The sequence below is a fragment of the Caballeronia eucalypticola genome (assembly GCF_047608185.1).
Lineage (GTDB): Bacteria > Pseudomonadota > Gammaproteobacteria > Burkholderiales > Burkholderiaceae > Caballeronia.
This window is the reverse complement of sequence record NZ_JBLKRU010000002.1, coordinates 100,263-113,743: the sequence shown is the minus strand read 5'-3', so window position 1 is coordinate 113,743 and position 13,481 is coordinate 100,263. Positions and strand designations below refer to the sequence as shown.

15 protein-coding genes are annotated in these 13,481 nt (G+C 59.5%); 7 read left to right on the top strand and 8 right to left on the bottom strand.

Going from position 1 to position 13,481, the window contains the following annotated elements:
- The first annotated feature begins 48 nt into the window (after nucleotides 1–48).
- The 6 genes from ACMX25_RS02775 (at nucleotide 49) to ACMX25_RS02750 (ending at nucleotide 4,389) form a co-directional block, all read left to right on the top strand.
- Nucleotides 49–1,416 carry an MFS transporter gene (locus ACMX25_RS02775; protein WP_414948033.1) on the top strand — a complete coding sequence of 456 codons (1,368 nt, stop codon included), beginning with the start codon at nucleotides 49–51 and terminating at the stop codon, nucleotides 1,414–1,416.
- A gap of 128 nt (nucleotides 1,417–1,544) precedes the next feature.
- Entirely contained in the window at nucleotides 1,545–2,099 is a 555-nt protein-coding gene (locus tag ACMX25_RS02770; RefSeq protein ID WP_414948032.1) for a type 1 glutamine amidotransferase domain-containing protein, read from the top strand.
- Nucleotides 2,100–2,148: 49 nt separating this feature from the next.
- Nucleotides 2,149–2,274 carry a hypothetical protein gene (locus ACMX25_RS02765; RefSeq protein WP_414948031.1) on the top strand — a complete coding sequence of 42 codons (126 nt, stop codon included), beginning with the start codon at nucleotides 2,149–2,151 and terminating at the stop codon, nucleotides 2,272–2,274.
- Between the two features lie 157 nt (nucleotides 2,275–2,431).
- Nucleotides 2,432–2,719, top strand: a complete 288-nt coding sequence (locus ACMX25_RS02760; RefSeq protein ID WP_414948030.1) for a DUF1488 family protein — start codon at nucleotides 2,432–2,434, stop codon at nucleotides 2,717–2,719.
- Between the two features lie 69 nt (nucleotides 2,720–2,788).
- Complete coding sequence (locus tag ACMX25_RS02755; protein WP_414948029.1) at nucleotides 2,789–3,394, top strand: hypothetical protein; 606 nt, start codon at nucleotides 2,789–2,791, stop codon at nucleotides 3,392–3,394.
- Nucleotides 3,395–3,936: 542 nt separating this feature from the next.
- A complete protein-coding gene (locus tag ACMX25_RS02750; RefSeq protein ID WP_414948028.1) occupies nucleotides 3,937–4,389 on the top strand; it encodes a PA2169 family four-helix-bundle protein in 453 nt (150 codons plus the stop codon).
- A gap of 200 nt (nucleotides 4,390–4,589) precedes the next feature.
- Here the strand turns inward: ACMX25_RS02750 and ACMX25_RS02745 are convergent, their stop codons facing one another.
- Nucleotides 4,590–4,904, bottom strand: a complete 315-nt coding sequence (locus tag ACMX25_RS02745; RefSeq protein WP_414948027.1) for a hypothetical protein — start codon at nucleotides 4,902–4,904, stop codon at nucleotides 4,590–4,592.
- A 204-nt stretch (nucleotides 4,905–5,108) separates the two neighbouring features.
- Nucleotides 5,109–5,441, bottom strand: coding sequence for a BON domain-containing protein (locus tag ACMX25_RS02740; protein WP_414948026.1), 333 nt, complete (start codon nucleotides 5,439–5,441; stop codon nucleotides 5,109–5,111).
- A gap of 484 nt (nucleotides 5,442–5,925) precedes the next feature.
- Here ACMX25_RS02740 and ACMX25_RS02735 point away from each other — a divergent pair, with 484 nt between their 5' ends.
- Nucleotides 5,926–7,410: an RNA polymerase factor sigma-54 gene (locus ACMX25_RS02735; protein WP_414948025.1), complete on the top strand. Its 1,485-nt coding sequence runs from the start codon at nucleotides 5,926–5,928 to the stop codon at nucleotides 7,408–7,410.
- Between the two features lie 73 nt (nucleotides 7,411–7,483).
- Here ACMX25_RS02735 and ACMX25_RS02730 read toward each other — a convergent pair whose 3' ends face one another.
- The 6 genes from ACMX25_RS02730 to ACMX25_RS02705 form a co-directional block, all read right to left on the bottom strand.
- On the bottom strand, nucleotides 7,484–8,365 hold the full coding sequence (locus ACMX25_RS02730) for a YihY/virulence factor BrkB family protein (RefSeq protein WP_414948024.1): 882 nt from the start codon (nucleotides 8,363–8,365) through the stop codon (nucleotides 7,484–7,486).
- 183 nt (nucleotides 8,366–8,548) lie between these two features.
- Entirely contained in the window at nucleotides 8,549–8,914 is a 366-nt protein-coding gene (locus ACMX25_RS02725; RefSeq protein WP_414948298.1) for a chemotaxis protein, read from the bottom strand.
- A 126-nt stretch (nucleotides 8,915–9,040) separates the two neighbouring features.
- Nucleotides 9,041–10,489 carry an alpha,alpha-trehalose-phosphate synthase (UDP-forming) gene (gene otsA / locus ACMX25_RS02720; protein WP_414948023.1) on the bottom strand — a complete coding sequence of 483 codons (1,449 nt, stop codon included), beginning with the start codon at nucleotides 10,487–10,489 and terminating at the stop codon, nucleotides 9,041–9,043.
- A gap of 232 nt (nucleotides 10,490–10,721) precedes the next feature.
- The gene (locus tag ACMX25_RS02715) at nucleotides 10,722–10,985 is read right to left on the bottom strand and encodes a hypothetical protein (protein WP_414948022.1); all 264 of its coding nucleotides are present in this window, start codon (nucleotides 10,983–10,985) and stop codon (nucleotides 10,722–10,724) included.
- 189 nt (nucleotides 10,986–11,174) lie between these two features.
- A complete protein-coding gene (locus ACMX25_RS02710) occupies nucleotides 11,175–11,498 on the bottom strand; it encodes a hypothetical protein (protein WP_414948021.1) in 324 nt (107 codons plus the stop codon).
- Between the two features lie 310 nt (nucleotides 11,499–11,808).
- Nucleotides 11,809–13,215, bottom strand: a complete 1,407-nt coding sequence (locus tag ACMX25_RS02705) for a sigma-54-dependent transcriptional regulator (RefSeq protein ID WP_414948020.1) — start codon at nucleotides 13,213–13,215, stop codon at nucleotides 11,809–11,811.
- Nucleotides 13,216–13,481: the final 266 nt, after the last annotated feature.

Below are 13,481 nucleotides of genomic sequence, written 5' to 3'. Positions count from 1 at the left end.
GGCCTTACACTTCGGCGCTCCCCTCCCCGCTTCCCTTCTTCCCTATCGATGGACGCAGACCAAGGTCTTCCTCTTCCTCAGCGCTATTGGGCCATTCTGGTCGTGGCCCTCGGTATTACCCTCGCAGTGCTCGACGGCGCCATCGCCAACGTCGCCCTTCCTACCATCGCCCGCAACCTGAACGCCAGTCCCGCCGACTCGATCTGGGTGGTCAACGCGTATCAGCTCGCCATTACGGTCTCCCTGCTGCCGCTCGCCTCGCTCGGCGACAGGATTGGTTACCGGCGCGTGTATATGTCCGGGCTCGCGCTGTTCACCATCGCGTCCTTCGGCTGCGCGCTGTCCGGATCGCTGACCTCGCTTGCCATTGCCCGGGTGATTCAAGGATTCGGCGCGGCGGGCATCATGAGCGTCAACACGGCCCTCGTGCGCATGATCTATCCCAGTGAGCATCTGGGCCGCGGCGTCAGCATCAACGCCTCCGTGGTGGCGATCTCGTCGGTCATAGGGCCCACGATTGCTTCCGGCGTTCTGGCCATCGCCACGTGGCCGTGGCTCTTCGCGATCAACGTGCCGATCGGCATCGCCGCGTACGCGCTCGGCAGGAAAGCGCTGCCGCGCACGCCCGGGCACCGCCAACCCTACGACTATCTCAGCGCGCTGATGAACGCAGCGGTGTTCGGGCTCGCGATCACGGCGATCGACGGGCTCGGTCACGGCGAACATCGTTCGTATGTGCTGGCCGAGTTCCTTGTGGCCGGTATCGTTGGATACTTTTTCGTGCGGCGGCAACTGACACAAGCGGCGCCGCTCTTGCCTATCGATTTGCTCCGGATCCCTGTGTTCGCACTGTCGATCATCACGTCTTTCTGCTCATTCACCGCGCAGATGTTGACCTTCGTTTCGCTGCCGTTCCTGCTGCAGAACACGTTCGGCATGAGCCAGGTCTTGACGGGTTTCCTGATGACGCCATGGCCGCTGGTGATCGTATTCATCGCGCCAATCGCCGGCATGCTGTCCGACCGGTATTCGGCGGGCATACTCGGCGGCATCGGGCTGGCCATCATGACGGCCGGCTTGCTGTTGCTCGCAACGACCGGAGCACACCCCGCGCCGGTCGATATCGCGTGGCGCATGGCGGTGTGCGGCCTGGGCTTCGGTTTATTCCAGTCGCCTAATAATCGCCAGATGTTGTCATCGGCGCCTCGTCATAGAAGCGGCGGCGCCAGCGGCATGCTCGGCACCGCGCGGCTGTCCGGACAGACGCTCGGCGCGGCACTCGTCGCGCTAATCTTTGGCATTGCGCCGCAGCACGGCACGATCATTACGCTGATCGTCGCGGCGGGCTTTGCAGCCACGGCCTCCATGGTCAGCCTGATGCGCATTTCGCGCAGCAAAACGCCCGCGGCGGCGTGATCTCCGCGCCTTTCTTCTCGTCATATCGCCCTGTATTAAAGCTTTGTAGGCACACCCTTTGCTGAAATGAACGAACGTGGCTCTGTAGTCTGGAGCCGGTTCGTTCAATGCACTAAGGAGCTTATTCCATGGCTGATTCACTCACGGGTTACAAGGTCGCCATCCTCGCGGTCGATGGCTTCGAACAAGCCGAATTAATCGAACCGCAAAAGGCGCTGAAGGCCGCCGGCGCGCAAGTTCTTGTGATCTCGCAAAAGCCGGGACAGATCCAGGGTTTCAAGCACGTCGACAAGGGCGACAAGGTCAACGTCGACGCCACCTTCGACCAGACGCGTGTCTCCGATTACGACGCGGTCGTATTGCCGGGCGGCGTGGTCAACGGCGATGCAATCCGCGTCGATGCAAAAGCGCAAGCCATCGTGAAGCAGTTCGATAAAGACGGCAAACCCATCGCCGTGATCTGCCATGGCGGCTGGTTGCCGATCTCTGCGGGCATCGTTTCCGGCCGAACGATGACGAGCTGGCCGACACTGCAAGACGATATCCGCAACGCGGGCGGCACCTGGGTCGATGAAGAAGTGCATCGCGATCGCAATCTCATCTCCAGCCGCAAGCCCGACGATCTGCCGGCGTTCAACAAAGTCATCATCGAAGCGCTCAGCGAGCGGAAGAAAGCGGCTTGAGTGCCGCTACGGGCGTCCCGATTGTTTCTGATTGGCAACGGAGAACCCAATGACGAAATCGATGCTGACGAATGCTCGCCACGGTGTGAGTGATTTGAATCGCGATCATTTCGGCGCAACGCTAGCGCCGGCGCGGAGCGTCAGTCCGGCGAGTCCGGCGGCGATGCGCGCCTGAAAAATGTGGCCGCTAAAGCGCTGCCAATCATCAAGCATCACTATGCAATGGCGCAGCAGCTCGCCAAGCTCAAGGGCGTAACGTTATGACGGCCACCTCGGCTTCGCACGCGCTTTCATCCTTTCCGCAACCACGGCCGGCCTATGAGGACTCGACCATGCATATCCAGTTTTCCGATGCCGCGCCTACCTACGACGGTGACGACTACGCGCTCCATTTCACCGCGCTGATCGATGCAGAGCCGGTCGTATGTTCCATCTCCGCTGAAGCGCTCGAGGATCATTTCGACGCCGCTTCCGCACGGGAAGACGACTTGCTTCAGGCATTCGAACGGGGCCGCGCGAGAATCCGCTCGGTGTGCGCCGAAGCGCTTGACAGCAATGGTGGAGAGAGCGTCGTATTACGTAGCGGATTGTTCCGCGTGGCGGGCATGGAACCGGAGTGATCGCACGCTTCGACCGTCATCGGTTTTATTAACGCGATTGATTGAAACAAACGCTTCCCGGAGGTCCTCATGTCTCTGATCATTGCAGGACGGTTTCAAACCTTTCCGAATGCCGAAGCCGCAGCGCAACGTCTGTTCGCGGCCGGCTTTCTCGAAGAAGATGTCACGCTCTTTTATGTCGCCCCGAGCGGCCAGCACGCACGGCTTGAGACGGGCGGCGATCACTACGCCGACGCAGGTGCGAAAGACGCAGGCAAGGGAGCGGGCAAAGGTGCCACGATCGGCGCGGTGATCGGCGCGATCGTCGGTGCAGGCATTTTTGTGTTGTTCAAGACACCCTGGCTGGCTGCGGTGCTAGCCGCCGGCGCAGGTGCTTACGTCGGATCGCTGGCCGGTGCAATGGGGCATGCGAAATCCGGCAAGCGCCCCGCCGCCGATGCGACCACGGCGGAGAATCACGGTTCGTCCAACGCCCTTGATGCGAGGCATTCCGGCGTCGTCGTCGCGGTTCACGTCGGCCCGGAAATGCAGGCGCAAGCAGCGTCGATTCTTCGTGACGCGGGCGGAAAGGAAGTCGAACGCGCAACGGGTCAGTGGCGCAATGGCCGTTGGGCCGATTTCGATCCGGTCAAGCCGCCGGAACCAGTTCGTGAATTTGCGGAACCGCGTGCTTAAGATAAGGTTGGAGTACATAAGGCCGCTCATCGACCGGCCTTATGTACTTTGTATGTTTCGGAAAACTACGAATTACGCCCACAGTTGAACACTCGTTCTTGGCGGAACGCTTTTGCCTTGCACATCGTTCGCCGGTTCGCAACTCGCGCGCAAAGGAGCGGTTCTCATTGCTGACAGCGCCGGATTGCAGAGGCCTTCATGCGTCGATCGCGCAGGCGTGTCTGCGAGGCTCTCGTCCAGACTATGTTGACGCACCTGCAATACGATTGCGGATGTGACGATCGCAACGAACACAAGACATTCGCAGGTACTAACAGTCATTGCTTCTCCGAGATTCACTTTTGGCGGTTCTCAGAGCAATGCACGTGCCACGCATTGGCGCTATTTCCCGGTGCTATTCCGCGGTTTCTTAAATCGCAAAACAACGGCTCCTCAGCATCGAATTTCAGAGTATCGGGCACGGCCATTGCAACTCATCATTAGACTGCGATCCGGGGATCAAAGGACCGCAGGCCATCTTCGATTACTCACAGGAGGTTCATATGAGCACAAACGTCGTATCGGTACTGAACGATCTGGTTGAAACGTCGAAGGACGGCGAAAAGGGCTTCCGCAAGGCCGCCGAAGACACGAAGGATGCAACCCTGAAGCAACTGTTCACGGGCCGCGCCGAAGACTGCGCACGCGGTGCTCACGAGCTGCAGGATGTGGTCCAGCGACTGGGCGGCAAACCGGAAACTGGCGGAACCGTCGGTGGCGCGTTGCATCGCGGCTGGGTGGATCTCAAGTCAGCCGTGACCCATCGCAGCGATCACGCGATCCTCGAGGAATGCGAGCGTGGCGAAGATGTTGCGAAGAAGAACTATCGCGATGCGTTGGATAAGGAACTGCCAGCGGACGTGCGCGCCGTGGTTGAGCGCCAGTATCAGGGCGTAATCGAAAACCACGATCGTATTCGCGATCTGCGGGACCAGTACGCTGCTGCCAAGTCGTAATTACTGTCATTACTGGTTGCATGATGAAGTCAAGCCGGCGCGCTGAAAAGCGCGCCGGCTTTTTTTACTCGCGTTTACAACCCTTCGGCATCCTACGCTTTTGTCTTCAGTCAACCTGCAACAAACGCAAGAAAAAACCCGCCGGCTGCTGCCGCAGCCGGCGGGTTCCTGTCACGTTTTATAAAAACGGCATCGCAGTCTTATTGCGGCGAGCCTTTATCGTTAGTGCCCAGTGCCGATGCCGCCGCCGCCGCCGACGCGCCTCGAAGATGCGCCGCCTTGTTCTGCTTGTGCAGGGTCGTACCGTGCGCGCCCTTGCTCATACCCATGCTTCCGGAAGCGGCCATGCCGCCTTCCGTGGGCCCGGCGGTAGCACCAGCATGTCCGCCCACTTCACTCGCACCTGCGCCAGCCGTCGGGCCGCCCGATGAACCTCCGGCCGACTGAGCCAGTACCGGACCTGAGAGCACCAGAGACAGCGCACCGAGCAACGCGAACTTTTTCGTTTGATTCATTAAAATCTCCTTTCCGGGGGACCTGGTTCAACAATCGAGCGAAGACCAGGTCCTTATTGAGTGATGGCTACAAAATGGACTACAACCAACCTGCATATATTCGGACTTCTTATTAAATACCCCAAACAACCACACCGCGACCGACGAGATAAAAACAAAATGGACAGCGAGCACGCTGCCCATTCTGGACCAACTAACTCATGCTTACTCTACGATCTTCAGATGGTTGCGCACCGATGCTACGCCATCCACCTTCGAAACCACGTCTTCCGCGCCGCTCTTGTCTTCAGCCGTCGGCACCGTACCCGTCAGCGACACCACGCCAGCACGCGTCTTCACGTGGATATGCGTGGACTTCACATTCGTTGCGCCCAGCAGTTCGGCCTTGACCTTCGTCGTGATTGCCGAGTCATCGACCTTTGTACCAATCGACGTGGAGGCGCCTGTTGCCGTCGTGGCCGCTTGTGCACTGACGTTAAGCGCAAACACGACACACGCGATACTTCCGGCTGCCTTCAGGATTTGGGTCGATTTCATCTTTACGCTCCTTCTAGTTGATTTAAAAAACTGCGGCGTTACCGCTGTCTTATTTGAGCCAGGCCGCCTCGTACGGCCGCAGCTTTTTTGCTGCAAAGCCCCGCTCGTTTTCATACCCAGCGGCATCAAGACGCCACGAGTAGTAATACGTCAGACGCAAGGAGCGTGCCGGACCGTCCCTGCAGTCGGAAAATGTATCCTCGAAAAGGGTCTTGAGACCGCGCGCGGCAATGCCCACCCACGGTTTTGTCCATGCGATGTTTAGCCGCGCCATGAGACGTTAAGCGCCCCTTCGTACCCGGAGTGCTTTTGCCCGGGCGCGTGTAAAAAGTGCGCGTATTTGCCATCTGATCGAACTGCTGGAGCCACTGGCAGCATGTGAAAACCGGTTTGAAATCTAGCGCTGACGCGCCCTGCAGCGCGCATGGCACGACTGTTGCTCGTAACGACGCACGAAAGTCCTAACGTTAAGGAACAACACGCAATGCCGCCGTCTCTCGAACTACGCACCAAGCAAAGTCTTGCGCTCACGCCGCGCCTTCAGCAATCGGTTCGTTTGCTGCAACTTTCATCGCTTGAGTTTCAGCAGGAGTTGCGCAACGCGCTGGATACGAACCCCTTCCTGGAGTACGACGAGACGCAGGCCGAAGACAACGCGCTGTCCACCGACAACGGCAACTCGATGGCCGACACGCCCGCGCCCGTTGATCAGAACACGCCCGTCGATACGCCGATGAACGCCGAGAGTAGCTCCGACACATCGGACAGCAACGACTCGCAGTCGCACGACGACTCGATGAGCGAGTACTCGTCCGATCCGTTTGGCCGGACATCGACGCGCAATAATGGCGATGGTGAAGGCTCCGATCCCGCCGACTGGGTTCGCATCGAACCTTCGTTGCATGAGACGCTGCACGACACGCTCCGGCTCTATCCGATCAACGATCGCGACCGGGCGGTGGCGCAATTGATCATTGAAGCGCTCGATGATGACGGGTATCTGCGTCAGGATCTGCAAGAACTGTCGGAGCTTGTCGATATCGAGCCGGCATTGTCTGAAGATGAACTCAATATTGCCTTGAAGCTCGTGCAGTCGCTCGACAAGCCGGGCGTGGGCGCGCGTAACTTGTCCGAATGTTTGTCCTTGCAACTCGATGCGCTCGATGCGGACACACCAGGACGTGCAGTCGCACTTGAAATCGTCACGCATCACCTGGAGCGCCTGGCGCGCCGTGAGCAAGCGGAGCTGCAGAAGAAGATTGGCTGCAACGCCGACGAACTGCGCGTTGCATGCGCACTCGTGCGCAAGCTCGATCCCAAGCCGGGCGCGAACTATGGCGCGGCGGAAGATAACTATGTCGTGCCCGACGTCATCGTGCGTCAGGTCAAGAAGAATTGGGTAGTAACAATCAACCCTGCCGTGCTGCCTCGCGCGCGTATTCATCGCATGTACGCCGAGCTGTTCGCGCAGTCCGCGGGTGCAAGCCGCTCGCCGCTCGCTCAGCAACTACAGGAAGCGCGCTGGCTGATCCGCAACGCACAGCAACGCTTCACGACGATCCAGCGCGTGGCGGAATGCATCGTCTCGCACCAGAAGGCGTTCTTCGACTATGGGGAAATCGCCTTGAAGCCGCTGGTGCTGCGTGACGTCGCCGATGAACTCGAACTCCACGAGTCCACCATCTCCCGTGCGACGGGCAACAAGTACATGTCAACGCCGCGAGGCATCTTCGAGTTCAAGCACTTCTTCCCGCGCGAACTCAGCACTGAAAGCGGCGGTACGTGCTCGGCTGCTGCAGTGCGCGCCTTGCTAAAGGAAATGATCGCGAAGGAAAGCAGCAGCGAACCGCTGTCCGATGTAAGCCTCGCCAAGATGCTAGCGGATCAAGGTGTGATCGTCGCGCGCCGGACGGTGGCGAAATATCGCCATCTGATGAAGGTGCCGCCGGCGGAGCTGCGTCGCGGTTAAAGCAAACGGCTCGGCTTGCGGGCTGAAAACAAGCTGGAAGAATGCCCCCTGGATATATTCCAGGGGGCGTTTTTTATCGCCAGCCAGAGGCTCGTTGCGTACGTCTGCGCGCGACCATTGCCGATACTTCCGCGCCCAGCAGGAACACCGCCGCCGAGTAGTACAGCCACATCAGGATGATCGCGAGCGACCCGGCCGCACCGAACGTATTCGCTGTGCCTGCGTGCTGCAGATAGAACGCAAAGAGCCGTTTTCCTGCTTCGAACAACACCGCGGCGGTCAATGCACCGAGTGCGGCATCGCGCCATTGCATGCGTGCGCTCGGCAAGAATTTGAGCAACACCGCAAACGCGAGCACCATCATGAGCAAGGAAATGGCTCGCTGCGTCAGCGCCGCGATCAGGAAGGACGGCCCGCTCGTGCCCAAGACCCATTGACCGACCAGGACCACGAGGGCATCGAGTACGAGCAACGCAACGATCAGCAAGGCCGCGCCTAGGACGAACGCAAAGGAAATCGCGCGGACCCGCAGAATGGCAATGATGCTGGCCCGAGTGCCTGCAACGGGCGCGGGCCAGATCACGTTGAGCGCAGTGTATAGCGACGAAAAAGTTGCTGACGCGCCAACCAGCACCCCCACCCCTGACAAGATCGCCGTGCGCGTCGCAATGTCCGCATGCCAGGCGTTGGCGACAATGGCTTCAAGACCGTGCGCGGCGTCGGCACCCACTATCCCGGCGATTTCGCCGAACAGGCGCCCCTGGACCGCATCCGCGCCGAAGAAGACGCTCGCCACCGCGATGATGATGACCAGTGTCGGCGCCAGCGAGAACGCCGCAAAAAACGCGATCGCAGCCGAAAACATCAGTCCATGGTCCTGCGACCATCGGACGATGGGGTCCTGGATCCATGACCAGAAAGACTTCAGTCTTTGGTCCTTTGCTGCTGTGTTCAAGGCTGGGCGCTCCCGCAAGTTTTGCTTTTTGCGATGGTAGCGCGGATTTGAGGTTTGGCCGTGGTAAGCGCATTGGCGCTGTATTAGACGCCTGCTTGCTTAGCATTTCTTATTATTCTCGTTGAATGCAAAACGGCGCGCCCTGACGGGCGCGCCGTTTTGCAGCGCCTGGACATACTACGGCTACAGCTCCTCGTCGCCGGGCTCTTCGTCGCTCGCCGGGTCGGCGGTTTCGTCGTCTATCGCCCTTGTCTCGTCTTCCACCCCGTCCGGCAAGATGTCCGAGTCGGCCTGCAGATTGTTGTCGCCATCGGCGGACGCCATCTCGCCCGTTCCATACCGGTCCGTGTCGCTATTCAGTTCGGCTGCGGACTGACCGACGGCGTGCGCGTCCAGTTCGTCTTCGATATCGCCTGGATAACGCTTCTCACCCTGCACGTCCGAGCCGCTATCCGAAGAATCGCTTGGACCCAATGCGCCGGTCCCATGCCCCTTGCCAACTTCTACACCACCTTCTTCATCCGGGTCCAATGTGCTTCCACTCATGATTACCTCCTGATGATCGTGAGTGCTAACACGCAAATCCTGTTCCGCTTGCATTGACCCGATAAAGAAAAAAACCCCGCGCCAATGTCTCGGCGCGGGGCTGGATTCATCTGAAGGTTTTGACCGGTCTTAGCTCGATGTCGCCACGCGCGCCGGACGTTTCGCTTCGCTCACTTGCCGCACTGCCTTCTTCGTGACCGATGCAGCCGTTGCCACGCTGCGCAGATCGCTCAGGAACGAATCGCGCCACACCGATAGATTGTTCTCGCGCAACGGCGCCATCATGTCCGCATGACGCGCCTGCCGCTCAGCGAGGGGCATCGACAACGCCCGCTCCAACGCTTCGGACATCTGCGACAGGTCGAACGGATTGACGACCAGGGCGCCCGGCATCTGATCCGCTGCGCCGGCAAATTGCGACAGCACGAGCGCGCCCGGATCGGCCGGATCTTGCGACGCCACATACTCCTTCGCCACCAGATTCATCCCGTCGCGCAATGGCGTGACGTACCCAACCTGCGACAAACGGAACAACGCCATCAACAAACTGCGATCGTATTTGCGATTGAGATACTGGATCGGCGTCCAGTCGAGCTGCGCAAAACGGCCGTTGATGCGCCCCGCTTCGCCTTCGAGATTCTGGCGGATGCGCTGATATGTCTGCACGTCCGACCGCGTTGGCGGGGCAATCTGCACCATCGATACCCGCCCATGCCATCCCGGCGCGTGCAACAACAAACGTTCGAATGCCTGGAAGCGTTCGGCAAGCCCTTTCGAATAATCGAGCCGGTCAACGCTCATGATCAGCTTGCGCCCGCGCAGGCTGTCGCGCAGGCTTTTCACCGGCTTTCGATTCGAAAATTGCTCGGCAACCTTGGCAATGGCGTCCGGATAAATGCCGATCGGATAAGCCCCGACCTTCAGCATGCGTCCGTGCGCTTGCAGCATCCCGTCTTCGCTGAGATGACCCAGGTTTCCACGCTCGATGTAATCGACAAACGACTGCTTGTCCGACTCCGTCTGGAAACCGACGATGTCATAAGCGCACATCGCCTTGATCAGCTCTTCGTGCGGCGGCACCGTCCGCAAAATCTCGGGCACGGGAAACGGGATATGCAGGAAGAACCCGATGGGATTCTTGATACCCGCCGCCCGGCATTCCTGGGCGAACGGCAGCAAGTGATAGTCATGCACCCAGATGATGTCGTCGGGTTCGAGCAGCGGCTTGAGTTGTTTAGCCATTGCCTCGTTCACCCGCGCGTAACCGGCATATTCCTCACGGTCAAATCGCGACAGGTCGTTGCGGTAGTGAAATGTCGGCCACAGCGTCGCGTTGGAAAAGCCGCGATAGTACTGGTCGTAATCGCGGCGAGTCAGCCCAACGGTTGCGTACGTCACGTTGCCACGCTTCTCGATGACCGGCGCCGATGCCTCACCCACAATCTCTCCGCTCCAGCCAAACCACACACCGCCTGTCTCCTTCAGCGCGTCCAAAACGCCGATGGCCAAACCGCCCGCAGCGGGTTTGCCTTCCTGGATCGGCGCGACACGATTCGATACCACGATCAATCTGCTCATTACTGCTTCACCTCATCAGTTGTCGTTGCTCGTTCGAATTGATCGGAATAGCAATGCAAGACACGTGCCTTTTTTACAATTTGGAAAATAAAAATTGTGTATAAATGTGACAGACGAACGAAAACGCGCGGCCAGCATGCACTGTGCAGAAAATTTTCATGCTGGCGCGCAACACAATGCGACGGCTTGCTGCCTGGTTTTCGGCCGCTTTTCTGCCGCTCACGGCCCAGATTCAGGCGTCTTGTTCCGACCCGAGATCCCGCTGGTAATCGAGCCCTTCTTTACGAATTCCACCCTGGTTATGGTCGCCGTCCGGCGGAGCGTCCGGCGCCGGACGGTTCTGCGAGGCAGGATCATGCGAAGACTGCACAGCTTCTGGACTCGCCGGATCGGCGGGAACGGCAGCGGCCTCGGGTGGAATCAATTTGGCTGGATCAGGCCGCCCTTCACGCTTCGATGAATGGCGTGCTGAGCGGCGGAGTGCGGGATGCCTCATGGGTGCCTCCAGAAAGAAGGCCGTCGGCGAAGTGTTCGGCGGCGGATTACCAACTAAATCCAGCAAGAACGACCAGACGTTACGCGCCAAATCCGGTCATTTTTGCCTAATGCGTTGTAATGCCTACAGCGACGATGAAATATCTTCAAAGCCCGCTCTTGTCCTGGTGAACCAGCTAAACCAGCGCGCTCAATGCAGCGTGCCCGAGACATGCGGCGTCTCGTTCGGTCCCGGAGGCGGATCGCCGATTGGTTGACTCGGCGGGGACGGCGGCTCGCGCGTCGGATCGGGAATCGTATCCGGGGGTTCTTGCGGCGACGGCGGCTTCGGTGTGTCGGGATTAAAAGGCGGGTCAGGCGGCTGCGGAGTCTGAGCTTGAATCGGCATCGAATCCGCCGGCATCAACCCCGGCGTTCGTGAAACGCGCAACACTTGCCACACGTGCAACAGGTTTCGGGATTGGCGTTGAAGCGAGGCGAGATCGGTCATGGCGGGCTCCCTGGATCTTTTCATGATGACACTCGTTCGGATGGCGCGCAGCGGCCGATCCGGCCAAGGACTCTCGAACTTGAACGCAGGCGAAGAAACAAACTGCCCACGAGCCAAGCCATTCAGTCGCAGCAAGGGCCATGCCCCGGGCTTACCGCCTTCACATCCAACCTACGGGCCTTCTGACATTATCGGCGCTGAGTTCGCGCGCTCCAACGAAAATCGCCCGTCCAAAGCGGACATCTTTCGATGCCCCAATGAGACGGGCGTTTGACTCGGTCAGCGCGCGTAACGTCGCCACTAAGAGCAGTTACGTCGGCAATACCGCTAAAACCTAGCGACGGCCGGCGTCGGCATCCCCTACTTCGCTGGCTTCGCTGATCGCCGCTTTGCTCGCGGCGTCATCGCCATATTCAACCAGCCGGTTGTAAAGCGTCTTCAGGCTGATGCCAAGAATCTCCGCTGCGCGCGTCTTCACCCCACCGCATTGCTCGAGCGTGGCGAGGATCAACTGGCGGTCCGCTTCGGCCAGCGAGGTGCCGAATGGAATCGTGACAGCCGTTCCCGCCGATGGCTTCGCCAGCGATATCTGCAGCGGCACGGTCGCCGTGCTATCCGACTCGGCGCCCGACATGATGTACGCGCGCTGCACGTAGTTTTTCAACTCCCGCACATTACCCGGCCACGGATACGACGCCAGCATGTCGCGCACGGCAGCCGGAAACGTCTTCTTCGTGTTGTAGCGCAAATTGAGTTCGTCGAGGAACGCCTGACCGAGCAGCTCCACGTCCGTGCCACGGTCGCGCAAGGGCGGCAGGTTGATCGGGAACACGTTGAGCCGGTGATACAGGTCAAGCCGCAACTTGCCTTCGAGCACGGCCTGCTCCGGATCACGATTGGTCGCCGCAATCAGGCGCACGTCGGTTTCGAGTTCTTTCGTTGTGCCGACCCGCATGAACATGCCGGTCTCGAGCACGCGCAGGAGTTTCACCTGCAATTCGATCGGCATCTCGGTGATTTCATCGAGGAACAGCGTGCCGCCGTTCGCGCGTTCGAAGTAACCCTTGTGCTGACGATCCGCCCCGGTAAATGATCCACGTTCATGTCCGAACATTTCGGATTCGATCAGGTTCGGCGAGATCGCCCCGCAGTTCACGGCAATAAACGAATGTTTGCGGCGCAGGCTCAACTCGTGAAGCGTCTGCGCGGCGACTTCCTTGCCCGTACCCGATTCACCGATCAGCAATACCGACGCCGCCGTAGGCGCCACGCGGCCGACCTGATCGTAGACAGTTTGCATCGCGGGGGAATTGCCCAGCATCAGGCCAAAGCGGCCCATGCGGCGCAGTTCGCCACGCAAGGTACCAATCTCAGCCTTGAGATCGCCAGGACGCGGCAGGCGGCTCAGGATCGCCTTGACGCGCTGCATGTTGATTGGCTTGACGAGGTAATCCGTCGCGCCCATCTTGAGCGCGCTGACGGCCGACTCGACCGTCGCGTGGCCGGTGATGACGATGATTTCCACGCCGGATCGGGGATCGAGATCCTCGAACAGGTCGACCCCCGAACCATCGGGCAACTTGAGGTCAGTGAATACGACGTCCGGCGTCTGGCGCACAAGCTGAATCCGCGCTTCGCGCAAATCGCCCGCAGTCGCTGTTGTCAGTCCGTCTTCGCCGATGATCGCGGCTAGTGCCTCGCGGGTACTGGGATCGTCATCGACAATCAATACATGTGGCATGCGTCTTGAATTTATCCAAAGCGTTGAAGGTCACACGGCGCAGAAAGCGTCGCGGGGGGTCTCTGGGACGATGCATGAGAGCAAGTCGCCGCCAGGCCGAATGGGCACCGAGAGAAACTCAAGTACGCCGAAAGATGAAAGTCTTTCCGGTTTCGCGAATGGCGCCTGACTGCATCGCGCAATTATTGCCATATAGCGAACTTATCACTGTGCTCAGTCGATTATAAGGCTTTATCAAGATGAAACGCACGCCTGGGCGTGCGTTT

Excerpts from the sequence above, each read along its gene's own strand:
- ACMX25_RS02775 (WP_414948033.1), top strand. The coding sequence starts at position 49 with ATGGACGCAGACCAAGGTCTTCCTCTTCCTCAGCGCTATTGGGCCATT.
- ACMX25_RS02770 (WP_414948032.1), top strand. The coding sequence starts at position 1,545 with ATGGCTGATTCACTCACGGGTTACAAGGTCGCCATCCTCGCGGTCGAT.
- ACMX25_RS02765 (WP_414948031.1), top strand. The coding sequence starts at position 2,149 with ATGACGAAATCGATGCTGACGAATGCTCGCCACGGTGTGAGTGATTTG.
- ACMX25_RS02760 (WP_414948030.1), top strand. The coding sequence starts at position 2,432 with ATGCATATCCAGTTTTCCGATGCCGCGCCTACCTACGACGGTGACGAC.
- ACMX25_RS02755 (WP_414948029.1), top strand. The coding sequence starts at position 2,789 with ATGTCTCTGATCATTGCAGGACGGTTTCAAACCTTTCCGAATGCCGAA.
- ACMX25_RS02750 (WP_414948028.1), top strand. The coding sequence starts at position 3,937 with ATGAGCACAAACGTCGTATCGGTACTGAACGATCTGGTTGAAACGTCG.
- ACMX25_RS02745 (WP_414948027.1), bottom strand. The coding sequence starts at position 4,904 with ATGAATCAAACGAAAAAGTTCGCGTTGCTCGGTGCGCTGTCTCTGGTG.
- ACMX25_RS02740 (WP_414948026.1), bottom strand. The coding sequence starts at position 5,441 with ATGAAATCGACCCAAATCCTGAAGGCAGCCGGAAGTATCGCGTGTGTC.
- ACMX25_RS02735 (WP_414948025.1), top strand. The coding sequence starts at position 5,926 with ATGCCGCCGTCTCTCGAACTACGCACCAAGCAAAGTCTTGCGCTCACG.
- otsA (WP_414948023.1), bottom strand. The coding sequence starts at position 10,489 with ATGAGCAGATTGATCGTGGTATCGAATCGTGTCGCGCCGATCCAGGAA.
- ACMX25_RS02715 (WP_414948022.1), bottom strand. The coding sequence starts at position 10,985 with ATGAGGCATCCCGCACTCCGCCGCTCAGCACGCCATTCATCGAAGCGT.
- ACMX25_RS02710 (WP_414948021.1), bottom strand. The coding sequence starts at position 11,498 with ATGAAAAGATCCAGGGAGCCCGCCATGACCGATCTCGCCTCGCTTCAA.
- ACMX25_RS02705 (WP_414948020.1), bottom strand. The coding sequence starts at position 13,215 with ATGCCACATGTATTGATTGTCGATGACGATCCCAGTACCCGCGAGGCA.